This is a genomic window from Paenibacillus sp., from assembly GCF_031177825.1.
In the GTDB taxonomy this organism is placed as follows: domain Bacteria; phylum Bacillota; class Bacilli; order Paenibacillales; family YIM-B00363; genus Paenibacillus_AE.
In genome coordinates this window covers 222,736-236,091 of the sequence record NZ_JAPSKE010000006.1, presented here as the reverse complement: position 1 = coordinate 236,091, position 13,356 = coordinate 222,736, and the positions used below count along the sequence as shown (strand labels likewise).

At 62.8% G+C, this 13,356-nt stretch carries 10 protein-coding genes; 3 read left to right on the top strand and 7 right to left on the bottom strand.

Annotated elements, in window-relative coordinates; translation table 11 throughout:
• Positions 1-7 precede the first annotated feature (7 nt).
• Positions 8-901, top strand: a complete 894-nt coding sequence (locus RIN49_RS09800) for a carbohydrate ABC transporter permease (protein ID WP_309119992.1) — start codon at positions 8-10, stop codon at positions 899-901.
• Positions 902-961: 60 nt separating this feature from the next.
• On the opposite strand, the gene RIN49_RS09795 is transcribed toward RIN49_RS09800, so the two are convergent.
• Positions 962-1,924 carry an aldose epimerase family protein gene (locus RIN49_RS09795; RefSeq protein WP_309119991.1) on the bottom strand — a complete coding sequence of 321 codons (963 nt, stop codon included), beginning with the start codon at positions 1,922-1,924 and terminating at the stop codon, positions 962-964.
• A 16-nt stretch (positions 1,925-1,940) separates the two neighbouring features.
• Positions 1,941-2,723 (bottom strand): SDR family NAD(P)-dependent oxidoreductase, encoded by a 783-nt coding sequence (locus tag RIN49_RS09790; RefSeq protein ID WP_309119990.1) that lies wholly within the window; start codon positions 2,721-2,723, stop codon positions 1,941-1,943.
• Between the two features lie 147 nt (positions 2,724-2,870).
• Here RIN49_RS09790 and RIN49_RS09785 point away from each other — a divergent pair, with 147 nt between their 5' ends.
• A complete protein-coding gene (locus RIN49_RS09785; RefSeq protein WP_309119989.1) occupies positions 2,871-3,749 on the top strand; it encodes an AraC family transcriptional regulator in 879 nt (292 codons plus the stop codon).
• A gap of 119 nt (positions 3,750-3,868) precedes the next feature.
• On the opposite strand, the gene RIN49_RS09780 is transcribed toward RIN49_RS09785, so the two are convergent.
• Together RIN49_RS09780 and RIN49_RS09775 are read right to left on the bottom strand one after the other, a co-directional pair.
• On the bottom strand, positions 3,869-4,720 hold the full coding sequence (locus RIN49_RS09780; protein ID WP_309119988.1) for a TolB family protein: 852 nt from the start codon (positions 4,718-4,720) through the stop codon (positions 3,869-3,871).
• 37 nt (positions 4,721-4,757) lie between these two features.
• Positions 4,758-5,696, bottom strand: a complete 939-nt coding sequence (locus RIN49_RS09775) for an aldo/keto reductase family protein (protein ID WP_309119987.1) — start codon at positions 5,694-5,696, stop codon at positions 4,758-4,760.
• Positions 5,697-5,864: 168 nt separating this feature from the next.
• Between RIN49_RS09775 and RIN49_RS09770 the strand changes: the two genes are divergently transcribed.
• Positions 5,865-6,209 carry a winged helix-turn-helix transcriptional regulator gene (locus tag RIN49_RS09770; RefSeq protein ID WP_309119986.1) on the top strand — a complete coding sequence of 115 codons (345 nt, stop codon included), beginning with the start codon at positions 5,865-5,867 and terminating at the stop codon, positions 6,207-6,209.
• 203 nt (positions 6,210-6,412) lie between these two features.
• On the opposite strand, the gene RIN49_RS09765 is transcribed toward RIN49_RS09770, so the two are convergent.
• From RIN49_RS09765 to RIN49_RS09755, 3 genes are all read right to left on the bottom strand, one after another.
• Entirely contained in the window at positions 6,413-7,021 is a 609-nt protein-coding gene (locus tag RIN49_RS09765) for a nitroreductase family protein (RefSeq protein ID WP_309119985.1), read from the bottom strand.
• 75 nt (positions 7,022-7,096) lie between these two features.
• Positions 7,097-9,751, bottom strand: a complete 2,655-nt coding sequence (locus tag RIN49_RS09760; RefSeq protein WP_309119984.1) for a family 78 glycoside hydrolase catalytic domain — start codon at positions 9,749-9,751, stop codon at positions 7,097-7,099.
• Positions 9,752-9,832: 81 nt separating this feature from the next.
• Positions 9,833-13,342, bottom strand: coding sequence for a discoidin domain-containing protein (locus tag RIN49_RS09755; protein WP_309119983.1), 3,510 nt, complete (start codon positions 13,340-13,342; stop codon positions 9,833-9,835).
• Positions 13,343-13,356 lie beyond the last annotated feature (14 nt).

The following is a 13,356-nucleotide window of genomic DNA, read 5'->3' as shown; positions in this document are numbered from 1 at the left end:
CCCGCTTATGCTTCGCAACGCTTCGCTCTCCGACCATGCGTTTAACGTCTTGCTGTACGCGTTCCTGTCCGCCGTCTTCGTCGTTACGTTCTACCCGTTCTGGAACATTCTCGTCGTCTCGCTGAACGATGCCACCGACTCCGTGCGGGGCGGCTTATACTTATGGCCACGCGAGTTTTCGTTCGAGAGCTACCGCTCGATCTTCCGCAACGACGAGCTGCTTCTCTCCGTCCGCGTCACCGTGCTGCGCACGATCGTCGGCACCCCGCTGTCCGTGCTCGCCATCAGCATGATGGCGTACTCGCTCAGCAAGCGGAAGCTGATCCTCTGGCGGCCGCTGACGTTGTTCTTCATCTTCACGATGTATTTCGGCGGAGGACTCATCCCGACGTATATGGTCATTCAATCGCTGGGTCTGATCGATACGTTCGGCGTGTTCATCTTCCCGGGCTTGATCGGCGTCTTCCTGATGATTCTGGTCCGGACGTATATGGAGCAGCTGCCGGGCGAGCTCGAGGAATCCGCCAAGATGGACGGCGCGAACGACCTGGCCGTCTTCGCGCGCATCGTCCTGCCGCTCTGCGTGCCCGTCCTCGCCACCATCGCGCTGTTCGTCGGTATCGGGCATTGGAACGCGTGGTACGATTCATATATCTACACGTATAAGCCGGAGTTGAAGACGCTGCAGGCGGTGCTCGTCAAAATTTTAAACCAGTTCCAGACCGGCGCCATGGTGTCGGAGGCGGAGCAGCTCGCGAACAGCTCGAAGCGGATCCCCGTCTCCGGCGAGAGCATTCGAATGGCGGTGACGATGGTCGCGACGATCCCGATCGTGATGGTGTATCCTTTCATCCAGCGTTACTTCGTCAAGGGCATCATGATGGGCGCCATTAAGAGTTAAGACCTCGCGACGCCGGCCGATTGCGCACCGGATCGAAGCATAGACGGGAGCGCTTCCCGCTCAGCCGTCCCCCATCTCTTCGGGAGAGCCGCGGCCGAGGCGCACGTTCAATCGCCATGCCGCGGTTCCGCCCGGCGGGATCGAGAGTGTCATGCCCCGCGCCGCCGCCTCGGACAAGTCGTCGTAAAATCCGTTGCTAGGCTCCAAGGCGCACACGGCCCGATCGTTGAAGTCGCCTTCGTCGATCCAGACGCCAAGGTACGGAAGCTCCTCCGGCCGCCATTCCATCGTTAGATAATCTCCGCTGTCCGCTTCGTACAGTCCCGCCCAACCAAGGCCCGCCGGTCCGTCTACATACAACTTGCGCGAATCCCGCCGTGCGGCCGAACCGATGCGATCGAGCCCCTCCGGCCACGCGAGCCGCGTGCCCGCTTCCATCGTCCGCCCGCCGTAGACGCAGAGCACCCGATCGACGGTACGCGGCAGGCGAATTCGCGTCTGCTCCGTCGCTCGGAATTGGGGATGCGCCGCCCATAACGCCGCCAGCGGTTCCGCGCCTCGATTCTCGACGGCGTACTCCAACCGCAGCGTATCGTCCGCCGCGAAAAACATCCTTCGCGCGAACGCGTACGGCAGCGCGCGGCCCGCCGCCGCGCAGACGAGCGAGCCGTCTTGGACGTCGGCGCTCCAGGGAAGCGACCACAGCTCGCCGTGGTCGGGCAGCGGACGGCCGGCGAACGCCCCTTCCGCCGGATACGCGCACGCATCGATCGTCGGAAAGCATTCGTCCCATCCGCTCATATCCGCCTCCGCGAAGGCGGAGCCGTAGTCCGGCTTCCGCAGCGCCCTTTCGCCCGGGTCGATCAGCCACTCCTTCCCCGACGGCCGATACCGCAGCGAGACGATCTTCGCGCCCAGCTCCGGGACGACGACGGCCCGGATCGCCCTCGACGCCAGCTCGATCGCCTTCCATCCCCCATGAACCGTAGGCTTTACCGTCACGCCGTCCCGTACCCTCTCCATGCCGCTCGCCTCCCTCTTAACAAAGCCTGGAATGATACAGCCGCGCCGACAATCCGCCGTCGATGACGATTTCCTCGCCCGTAATCATCTCCGCCTCGTCCGAAGCCAAATACAACGCAAGCCTGCCGATGTCCGAAGGCGAGGCGATGCGGCTGCCTGCGTGCAGCCAAGCGACTTCCCGTTCGATCTCGCGGGCGTTGCCGCTGCTTTCGAGCCAAGCGCGGTAATGCGGCGTATCCGTAAAGCCCGGGCAAATCGCGTTCACCCGAATGCCGGACTTCCCGAGGCTGAGCGCCATGCTGCGCGTCAGCCCGTTCACTCCCGCCTTCGCCGCCGCGTACAGCTCCGTGTTCGGCAGCGTCGCCTTCGCATGATTCGACGAGATGTTAATGATCGACCCCGCGCCTCGCTTCACCATCTCCGCCGCGACGTATTTACTGCATAGAAATACGCCGCGCAGGTCGATGTTCATGACCGCGTCCCAATCGTCGAGCGTCGATTCCAACAGCGGCTTAAACAACGTAATGCCGGCATTGTTCACCAGCGCGTCGATCCTCCCATAGGCCTCCGTCGCCTGTCGTACGAGCTCCCGCACGCTGTCCTCGGAGGCGACGTCGACCGGTATGAATCGGGCCCGCCCCCCCGTCTCCGCGATTTCTTGGACGACCTGCCTCCCTTCCTCCTCGACCAGCGTACCTACGACGACCGTCGCGCCCTCCTTCGCGAATTCGACCGCAATACCCTTCCCGATGCCTCTTCCGGCTCCCGTGACGATCGCTACCTTCCCGCTTAAACGCATACGGACCTCTCCTTTACTTTACAAATCGCGCGTATGCTTCCACTTTACTTCCTAGGGCGCGTGTTTTAAAATTCACAATCATCCGAAGCATATGGACAATGATCCGATGATCGGGTCATCGGCTCGGAAGTAGGAGGGAAACCCGCGTTGCGGAAAAGAGAGGGCTTCGAATCGGAGAAAATTCTTGTCTTGCCTGAGTCGCGCATCCGAGAGCTGTCGCAGCATCCGCTCCTCAAACCGCTGACGACGACGGACATCGGTTACTTCCCGCATGCAAAATATCACTACCGCGAACGATTCGAAGGCTGCGATACGTACATTCTTATGCTCTGCGTCGGCGGCGCCGGGTGGATCCAAGTCGGGGAGGAGAAACGGAAGGCGGTGCGAAAGTACGACGTCGTCGTGCTGCCTCCCGGCATAAGGCATCGATATGGGGCTTCCGAGGAACATCCTTGGAGCATTTACTGGATTCATTTCCAGGGGGAGTCCGCTCGGGATTTCGTCGACCTGCTTCCGCTCGCGGGCCATACGCTGCAGGTATCCGGAGAGGATGCGGTGCTTCTGATCGAATGGTTCCAACCTTGCTTCGAGCTTCTGTCTCGGCAAGGGTATTCGCTCGCGCATTGCCTGTTCGCGAATCAACAGCTGCAGCAGATGTTAAGCTTTCTCGCCATGCAGCATGCGCCGGGCGGAGACAACGTGTCGAAGGAGACGGTCGAGCGCTCCATCCGCTACATGACGCTGAACTTAGGCGCTAACCTGAGTTTACGTCAGCTCTCGGAGCAAGCGAATTTATCGCGCTCCCATTATTCGGCCGTGTTCAAGCGCGTGACCGGCGCCTCGCCGCTGCATTACTTCACCAAGCTGAAGATGCAGCAAGCGTGCACCTATCTCGATTTGTCCGCCTGGAGCGCTAAGGAGATCGGAGCGAAGCTGGGGTACGGGGACTCGTTGTACTTCTCGAGGGTGTTTCGGAAGGAGATCGGCATGTCCCCGACCGCATATCGGAGGAAGATGAAGGGGTAGGAACTTAGGGTGAGGAGCTTCTCCCCGATTTTGCGCCAATGGGGCTGTCGTAGAAAAAAACCTCCCGCTCCTCTCCGCAGGCCGATCGTCGGCCCCGAGCGGAGGAGCAGCGGGAGGTTTTATGAATTCGACGGCATTCCGTAACTGACGAAGGCGATCCGCTTGCTGTCGGGGGACCAGGAGTTTACGTTAATCGTCCCCTGTCCGCCGAACAGCTTCGCCAGCGTCCGGGACGGACCGCCGGCGCTCGGCATGATCCGCAGCTCGACGTCCTTGTCCGGCGGATGATCGCCGGGCGCGACGTCGCCCGTTCGATAGGCGAGGTAGACGACGCGCTCCCCGTCCGGAGACGCGTGCGGGAACCAATTATTGCTGTCCTCGTACGTCATCCTCGTCGGTTCGCTGCCGTCCGCGTTCATGCGCCACACCTGCATGAGGCCGGAACGCGTCGAGTTGAACCAGATGTGCTTCCCGTCCGGCGAATATTCCGGTCCGTCGTCCAGCCCGGGCAGATCCGTCAGCTGCGTCTCCACGCCGCCGACCGCCGGGATCGTATAGATGTCGTATTGCCCGTTGCGTTCGGCGCAATACGCCAGCGTTCGGCCGTCCGGCGACCATCCGTGAAGGTAGGACGGCCCCAGCGGCGTAACGAGCGTAGGATATCCCCCTGCCAGCGGGAGGACGTAAATCCGGGATCGGCCGTCCTCGGCCGTATGATGGCTGATCGCGATGGAACGGTGATCGGGGGACAGGACATGGTCGTTGTTGCAGGCTGAAGCGAACCCAGTATCGATCCGGGCGCTGAGGCGCGTCTCGAGATCGAAGGAGAAGAGGCCGCCTGCGCTGTTATAGACGAGCTTCCCGTCCCGCGTCCAATTCGGCGCTTCGATCACTCGGTCGAACGCCGCCAGCGTCGTCCGCTCGCCGGTGTCTACGTCCATGATTTCAAGGCTGCTCGTCGTGCTGCGCAATGGTTCGTCCTCCCTCGCGTCGAACTTGCCTCGACTGCTATGCCAAGATCGCTTCGATCCGCTCCAACACGTCGGCTTCGAGCTTCACGCCCGACGCCTTCGCGTTCTCGACGACCTGCTCCGGACGACTGGCGCCGACGAGCGCGCTGGCGACGTTCGGCTGTCGCAAAATCCAAGCGAGCGCCAAGTTGCCGACGGAGATGTCGCGCTCCTTCGCGATGCCTTCGAGCTGCCGCACCTTCTCCAGCTTCTCCTCGGTGATGCCGCTCCGCATCCACTCGAGCTTCGCGGCGCGGCTGTCGGCCGGCACGTCGGTCGCCGACGTGTACTTGCCCGTCAGCAGCCCTTGCGCCAGCGGCGAGAAGACGACCTGGCCGATGCCGGAGCGTTCGCTGAGGGGGATGATCTCCTTTTCGATATAGCGATTAAACATGTTGTACACCGGCTGGTTGACGACGATCCGGTCGAGCAAATACTTGTCTGCCGTGCCGAGCGCTTCCGCGATCTGCGACGCCTGCCATTCGCTGACGCCGACGTACAGCACCTTCCCTTGGCGCACCAGATCGTCGATCGCGCGCAGCGTCTCGTACAGCGGCGTCTCCGGATCGTGACGGTGGCAGTAGTAGATGTCGACGTAGTCGAGGCCCAGTCGCTTCAAGCTCGCATGCGCCTGTTCCATCACGTGCTTGCGGGACAAGCCGCGGTCGTTCGGTCCGTCGCCCATTGGCCAAAACACCTTCGTCGCCAGCACGTACGACTCGCGAGGATACGCTCTCAGCGTCTCCCCGACGACCTCTTCCGCGGCGCCTCGCTCGTATACGTTCGCCGTGTCGAAGAAATTAATGCCGAGCTCGTACGCCGTCTTGATCGCGTTGACCGCGTTCTCCCGCTCGACATAGCCTCCATATGTAAGCCAGCTCCCCAAGCTGATCTCGCTCACCTTCAGGCCGGTGCCGCCTAGCTTTCTGTAATTCATGTGTACATCCTCCTTCTTTCCGACGATGCCGCCGAAGCAGATTTAGGTTCTTACTCTTTAAATCTTAGGACAGTTCCTATAAGATGTGAAGAAGGGAAAACCTTTTCACTTAATTATATGGAGTGTATCTACTATACATTTTATAGTTAGGATTAGGAGGACGTACGCATGACCGTCATGAAGAAAGCAAGCAGCTATATCCCGAAGACGCCCGACGTGATCGACTGCAATATCGAGAAAACCTTGGACGTGTTGGGCGGAAAATGGGCCTTCCTCGTCATTCGCGAGTTGTTCTGCGGAACGCGCCGATTCGGCGAGCTGCAGCGGCTCATCCCCGCCGTCAGCCCTCGGGCGCTGACGAGCACGCTTCGCCACCTCGAGGACCACGGCGTGCTGGAGCGGCACGTGTTTCCGACCGTTCCGGTGACCGTCGAGTATAAGCTAACGCCCAAAGGCCACGACTTGCATAAAATCTGCCACGAGATGAAGTTATGGGCGGCTCGGTGGACGTAGGGCGATAACCGCAATGTGGGACGACTGCGCTTCGAGAATTCCGCCAAAACGAACGGTTATCGTCCATTTCGCATGAATAAGACGGAGGTTTTCCCGTTCGGCAAGCGAATACCGCTCCGATCCTGCCGATGAGGGGGAGGATTTCCCGTTCAGCGTCGGCTTCCCCATGAAGAAAGGCGCCCTTGTTCAGGACGCCTTCGCTTTTACTCGCCTTGGAACTTCCCTTCGTGCACGACCTCGCTTAACGCCTTACGCGACGACGGCTTCTCCCGCTCGCGCTGTCCCTCGGTCAAGACGGCGGGATCGCCGCGGTAGCCGATCGCGATGACGATCATCGGCTCGTAGTCGTCGGAGAAGCCAAGCGCCTCCTTCGCCTTAGCGGCGTCGAAGCCGCCCATCGCATGCGTGACCAGCCCTTTGTTCGTCGCCTCGAGCGCTAACGTCGCCCACGACGCTCCCGCGTCGAACGCGTACGTACGCATCGGATTGCCGTTCCGCGACGACGTCTTCTTCGCCGCCAGCACCGCCAGCGCGGGCGCGCGCTCGCACCAGCTCCGATTCCCTTCGTTGATGAATTCGTAGAACGCTTCTCGGTCCTGCTTCGTTCGAGCGAGGACGTAACGCCAAGGCTGCTCGTTGTTCGCCGACGGCGCATACCGCGCCGCTTCGAACAAACCGAACAGAAGCTCCTCCGGCACCTCCCGCTCGTCGAACGCGCGGGGGGACCAACGCTGCAGCACGTTCGGATGAACCTCGTATGCGGTCGGCCGGGCTTCCCGCACTTCCTCGTCCGGACGGTTCGTCTCTGCCATATTCATGCACCTCCGCCATTCATTATGTAGGAAGCGCGGCGCGTTGTCCAAGCGGCGGCGCTTCGGATCGCGAAGCTACGCTTCGAACACCGTAAACGAATAGCTCCCCGACCCAAGCGTCAACGCGACGGAACCGTCCTGCGCCTCCGCGAGGCCCGCGATTCCCGCGGTACCGCGAATGAACGCGCCGTCGCGATACAGCTCCCGGCCGGACTCGACGATCCGGTCGATGCGCAGCGCCGACCAAGGGAGAACCAGCGCGGCCGAACCGTTCGCGGGAATGTCCGCTTCGATCGAAAGCTCGCGTTCGCCGATCCGCTCCCAGCGCAGCTGTACCCGCCCGGCCGGCGTCAGCACAGAGCCTTCCGCGAATCGTATATCCTCCGGCAGCCACGGCCGGAGCTCCGCCGTCGCGAAGCCTGGCGCGCCGATCCGGATGCCGACGATGTATTCGACGAACAGTCTCGCCGGGTACGCGTTCCATGCATGGGAGTGCGACTCGATGTCGTCGAAGCCTTCCCAGATCGTCTTCGAGCCTTGCGCGATCATGTATCCCCATCCGGGGTACTGCGTATGGTTCAGCAGTCGGTAGGCGTCTTCTTCCCTCCCGTTTTCGAACAGCGCCCGCAGCAAATTCAGGGACAGCAGCGTCTTGCATTGATGCCCTTCGCGGACAATGTAATCCAAGACCGCCGTACGGCGCTCCTCCGGGACGAGCCCGTATTCCAGCGCGAGGACATTGACGCCTTGGTGGCGCCGCTCCGATCCGCTGCAATCGAGGAACAGCCCGCTCGTCTCGTCGTATAACCGCTCGCGGATCGCCGCGCCGAGCGACGCCTGTCGCGCGGCGAACGAAGCCGCATCCTCGCGCAGACCGAGCAGCTCCGCCATTCGCGCCAGCAGCTCGAAGTTCCGGTACGACTTCAAGTTTTGCGCGGTCAGATACGCGCCTTCTTGATCGATCGTAGGGTACGGCCAGTCGCTGATATGCCAGCCCGCCCCTTTGGGCACGAGCCCCGTCTCGTCGATCCGGGCCGCGACGCCGTCCATGAGGCGCTTCGCCGCCGCATAATGCCGGGATACGTAGGAGGAGTCGCCGGAGAAGCGGTACATTTTCCATAAGACCGTCACGAAATGGAGATCCCACTCCGGGATGTCGATCGCGAAGTCGGGGTGATCGACGTTGGACGGGAAGACGAACGGGAAGGTGCCGTCGGCGCGCTGGGCGCCTTCGAAGTCCGCGAGCAGCTTATCCAGCGCGGTCATTCCGTCGAAAAAGTACAGCAGCGTCTCCGCCTGCAGATCGGCGTCGGCCAAATACTGCGCCTGCTCGCGATGCGGGCAGTCGACGAGCTGACCGAGCACGTTGTTCTTCTGCGTCTGGATGCACGCGGCGTAGATCGCATCGAGCAGCGCGTTGGACGAGGCGAACGACCCGGTGTGCGCCACGTCCGTATGCGCGGAGACGATCCGGACGTTATCGCCGTTCAGCGGCTCCGGATACCCGGTCACCTCGACGTACCGGAACGCCTTGTAAGAGAGGTCCGGCTCCCAAGTCTCCGACTGCCGGCCCGCCATCGTGTACTCGTCGTAGTACGTCTCGGACGTCTCGTTGCATACGTTATGCTTCACGCCGCCCTCCTCGTCCAGCGCTTCGGAATAGCGCATCCGCACCGTTACGCCTTCGAATCCTTTCACCCGCAAAGAGGGCCAGCCGGAGACGATCTTCCCCGCGTCGAATACCTGCCGTCCGGGCATCTGGACGCCGACCGGCGCCGGTACGATTCGTTCCTCCGCGGCGCCCTCCGGGAGCTCTTGAGGCCGCAGGGGCCACGTCTCTCCGTTCCGATCCGCGATTACGACCGCCTCGACGAACCGGCCGCGATCGTCCGGCTCGAGCCAGCGGCCGTCCCACCTTCTAGCGTCGTATTGCTCGACGGCGGAGATGCGGCGGTTTTGTTGATACGGCGTTCCGACGCGATGCGGGATGTCGCGAACGACTTCCCACGTCTCGTCGGTGACGATCGTGCGCGTCGTTCCGTCCGCCCCGTCGAACTGTCCTTGCACGATCAGCCCGGGCGCGCCGTTCACGTAGTTCTGTCCGCTGCCCCCGAGGTAGTGGACGATGACGCCGATGGCGTTCTCGCCGTCGCGGAGCAAGCCGGCAATATCGTAGGTCAAATAAAGCTTCCGGTCCGTCGGCAGCGTCGGCGCCGGCGACCCGTACCCGCCGACGCGCGTCCCGTTCGCGAACAACTGGAAATAGTGATGCGCCGAGACGAACAGCCGGGCGCGTTCCAGGCGAACCGGAGCGATCGCGAACGTCTTCCGGAAGTAAGCGAAATCGTTGGGGCGAACCGGCCCCGGCTTCCAAATCCACTGCGCCTTCCAGTCGGCCGGGGCGAGCGCCGTGTCGAACGCGGAAGGGGCCGAGACGGTCCGGCCGCCGCGCTCGTCGCGCACGTCTACCGACCACCAATACCGGCGATTGCCGGCAAGCGGCGGACCGTCGTACCGGGCCGTCGAGCCCGAACCGCCCTCCGAACTGCTCTCGATCCATATCGCCTCTCCGTCGGCCGAGGATAGCGCTTCCGCCGTCTCCGCCACCCGAATCGTCCAAGCCGACTGCCTTCTTCCTCTGGCGGTAGACGCCAGGCGCCACGAGAACGTCAGATCCGAAGCGTCACAGCCGCGTACCTTCATCTCGACGATCGACAATCCGTTGTTCATCTCCGCGAATGCCTCCTTCGAATGCCGCAAAACCTGGCTGCGTCTCTACGCAGCCAGGCTTCGCGAAAGTGCGTGTATTCGTTACTCTTGCGGATCTTGCGCCTTAGGGTTCGGCGGAAGCGCCGTCAGCGTCAGCCCGTCGACCGTCGTCCGCTGGAACGCCGCCTCGACGTTCGAGTACGCGGCGAAGCCCGCCTGCCAACCGTCGGACATCTTCGCCTTCACGGTGGACGCCTCGACGTCCCCGGCGATCGGCAGCCACGTTCCGTCTTTCTTATAGTAGCCAGTGAATCGATTCCCGTCCTGCACGAGCTTCAGCTCGACCGGCAGCGGAGCGTAGTCGCCTTGCGCGAGGGCGTCGGATTTGTCGTCGGACGCCGCGCTTCGAAGCTCCAATCTCCCCTCCGGACTGACGGACAGGAAGACGTCGGTCGTTCCCTTATCGGTCTGTCTGAACAAGAGGCCCGAACGTCCGTCGAGCCCGCCGGCCGCACCCGGGATGCCGAAGGAGCGGATCGTCCCGGTCAATTCTTGGTTTTTCCCTTGACCCGGTCGATGGACGAACGCGAACCGTTCCGCGCCGGCATCGCCGAACGCGCCGGACGCCGATACCTCCAAGACGCCCGGCTCGGAGACGATAACCGCTTCGGCGCCCCCGAACGTCGTCAGCGACCAAGGCGCCTCCAGCGAGCGCACCGTCAGCCGCACCGTGCGCGAATCTGCCGTCCCGTCCTCCGCCGTCGCCGTTATTTCAATGTCGGTCGTACCGGGGGCGACCGCCGTCACGCGGCCCGCGGCGTCTATGACGGCGACGTCCGGACGGCTGCTGGCGAAGGTCGCGCCCGGTACCGGCTCCAGCGTGCCGTCGTCCAGCCATCGTTCGACGCGCAGCGTCGTCGTCTGACCGGTCACCAGCTCGGTCGTCCCCGCTTGCAGCCGCAGCCGCGTGCCCGGATCTTGCTGATAAACCTCGAGCTCCGCGAGCTGGAACACGTAGTCCCCGAACGGATCGGTGCGCAGCTTCGACGCCTCGACTCTCACATACCGGGCGTGCGTCGCTTCGAAGGTCAGCTCCGTCGCTTCGCCTTCGCTCGGCAACGCCGCGCCCGTTACGACGACGGCGGTCGTCCACGATTGCCGGTCGTTCGACAGCTGCACCTTGTAGTCGACCGGGAAGCCCAGTCCTCGATTCGTCCCGTTATCGTTCCGCGGCCACAATACGACGCGGTCCACCAAGTAATTCGCGCCCAGGTCGACGCCGACCCACTCCGGAGACGCCGGTTGCGTCTTCGACGGCTGGCTGGTCCAGCCCTTCGGCGCGAAATCGCCGCTCTCTCCGATGCGCTTCCCGTCCACGAGGTTGTCGCCGTGCCAGCCCCAATTCTTAATGTCGGAAGAAGCCGTAACTCGCCCGCCCGACGCCAAGTTGGACAGCGGATGGCGGTCGTCGGACGAAGGCGCCTCGAGCACGGTCGGCGTCTGCGGGCCGACGTACTCGGGCACGTTCCCGACCAAGGCGTACAGCTTCCCTTCGCCCGGCAAGAACGTATCGGTCAGCGTCCGGCTCTTCGCGTCGTAGCCCGCGGCCGGCGCTTCCGCGCCGTCCACCTTCGACACTTCGTTCACGCCGCTAATTCTCGGATCCGCCTTAAACGTGAACGTCTTGCTGTCCGTCAGCGACTTGTTGACGACCATGACGTACGATCTAGCCGTATCCTTATGCACCAGGTAGGAGACGAGCGTCTCGTCCGCCGCGTTCGCGGGCGCTAAATAGAAATTCTCCGGCAGCCGCTTCGCGGAGGCGGTCGGCATCGCCGCGCCCGTGTGATACACTTCCTTCGCGTCCAAGCGAATCAACGTCTTGCCGAGCTGCTTCATCTCGCCGTTCAGCCGCTGGAACGGCTCGTACTTCGCCGTCTTGTTGCCTTCGGCGTCGATGATCGCATTTTCGAAATGTTCCCCTCGATTCGTCGGCGTCCAATACGTAAACCACGTCACGTACTTAAAGCCGTACGCCAGGTACGAATAGACGTTGAACCGCATATCCGCTTCGCTCGGATCGCGATGATGCACGTTCGTCGGGGAACTGCCGTATCCGACCGATTGTAAGTACGATCCCGTCTTTACATCGTACGCGAGTCCGACGCGGCGAATGATGTCCGCCGTATCGTACCAACCGTTGTCGAACGCGTTGTTCGCCAGGAACGGATAGTTATCGTACGACAAGGATTTCAACCGGTCCGCGCCGACCAGCTCGACGAACGCCCGGACGTAATCCGGCTCGTAGCGGTCGCCGTAAATGTTCGGCAGCAGATTGACGTACGGATTCCTCTCGCCGTCGTGCTTCAGCACCTCGTGGTACATATGCGCCTGCGCAGGCAGCTCGGAGATGCCGGGTTCGTCTCGGATGTAGTACCCGGCCGTGCCCCAATAATTTTTGTACGTGTTCACGACTTCCGCGATTTGCTCATCCGTCCCGCGGATGCGCGGATCGGCGACGTTCACCTTCAGTCCGTACCGCTCCGCCAAATCCAGCATCTTGACGTTGCGCTCCTCCGTGTCCAGCCCGGAGCCGAGCACGTTCTGCAGCACGTCTACGTTCGCTTCTTGCAGCCACTGGTACTGCTGCTCGTTCGTGTATTCCCAAGTCGGAGGCCAGAACACGCCGACGGTGAACTTCTCCGGCTCCGGCTCCCGGGGCTTATGCGGCTTCACCGTGACGGGGAACGCCTTCTCCTGAACGACGTCTCCGCTTCGGATCGTCGCCGTCAACGTGACGGCGGCCGGGGGCTCCCCGGCGACCGGGCGAACGACGCGCCCCGCCGCGTCCACGACGGACGGATCGGAGCTGCTCCACGCGATGACCGAGCCCCAGGCTCCGTACGTCGGCAGCGCGAAGTACGTCGAGACGTTCTCGGTCTCGCCGATCGTCAGCTCGGCGGCGTCGCGGTCGACGACCTCTTGATCCGGCATGTCGTTCGGCGCGAGAAACACTTCCATCTCCCTAAGCTGCATGACCGTCTGGCCGAAGTTATCCGCCTGCAGCCGCGTCGCTTCCACTCTAACGTAACGAGCCTGCTGCTTGGTAAACGAAATCTCCAAACTGCGGCCGTCCGAAGGCGTCGGGTAGCCGGTCGTCTCGTACAGCGTCGTCCATGCCGCGCCGTCGGCGGAAGCGAGCACCTTGAAGTCGACGGGAAAGCCCATGCCGACGTTCGACATGCCGTTATCGCTGCGCGGCCAGAGGGCGACCCGGTCGATCAGGTACGCGTTCCCCAGATCGATCATGACCCAAGCCGGCGAGCCGGCGGGGGGCTGGCCCGCCGCCGGGAACGTCGTGAATCCGAGCGCATGCAAGCCCGGGCCCGTCTTCGAGCCGTCGACGAGATACGGCTTCCCCCATCCGTCCGCATCGTAGCTGGAGGAGGAGGTGACGGTTTTCCCGAATGCGACGTTCCCGTCGGCTTCCGCGGCTGCGGCATCCGTGGCCGCGGTCTCCTCGGCCATGGCAGGCCCCCCCCATATCGACGTAAGCAGCAAGCTGACGGTGACCATCCGCGCGAACCAAGAACGATTCTTTCTTCCAATCATGGTACCACCCCGGA

Excerpts from the sequence above, each read along its gene's own strand:
- RIN49_RS09800 (WP_309119992.1), top strand. The coding sequence starts at position 8 with ATGCTTCGCAACGCTTCGCTCTCCGACCATGCGTTTAACGTCTTGCTG.
- RIN49_RS09795 (WP_309119991.1), bottom strand. The coding sequence starts at position 1,924 with ATGGAGAGGGTACGGGACGGCGTGACGGTAAAGCCTACGGTTCATGGG.
- RIN49_RS09790 (WP_309119990.1), bottom strand. The coding sequence starts at position 2,723 with ATGCGTTTAAGCGGGAAGGTAGCGATCGTCACGGGAGCCGGAAGAGGC.
- RIN49_RS09775 (WP_309119987.1), bottom strand. The coding sequence starts at position 5,696 with ATGAATTACAGAAAGCTAGGCGGCACCGGCCTGAAGGTGAGCGAGATC.
- RIN49_RS09770 (WP_309119986.1), top strand. The coding sequence starts at position 5,865 with ATGACCGTCATGAAGAAAGCAAGCAGCTATATCCCGAAGACGCCCGAC.
- RIN49_RS09765 (WP_309119985.1), bottom strand. The coding sequence starts at position 7,021 with ATGGCAGAGACGAACCGTCCGGACGAGGAAGTGCGGGAAGCCCGGCCG.
- RIN49_RS09760 (WP_309119984.1), bottom strand. The coding sequence starts at position 9,751 with ATGAACAACGGATTGTCGATCGTCGAGATGAAGGTACGCGGCTGTGAC.
- RIN49_RS09755 (WP_309119983.1), bottom strand. The coding sequence starts at position 13,342 with ATGATTGGAAGAAAGAATCGTTCTTGGTTCGCGCGGATGGTCACCGTC.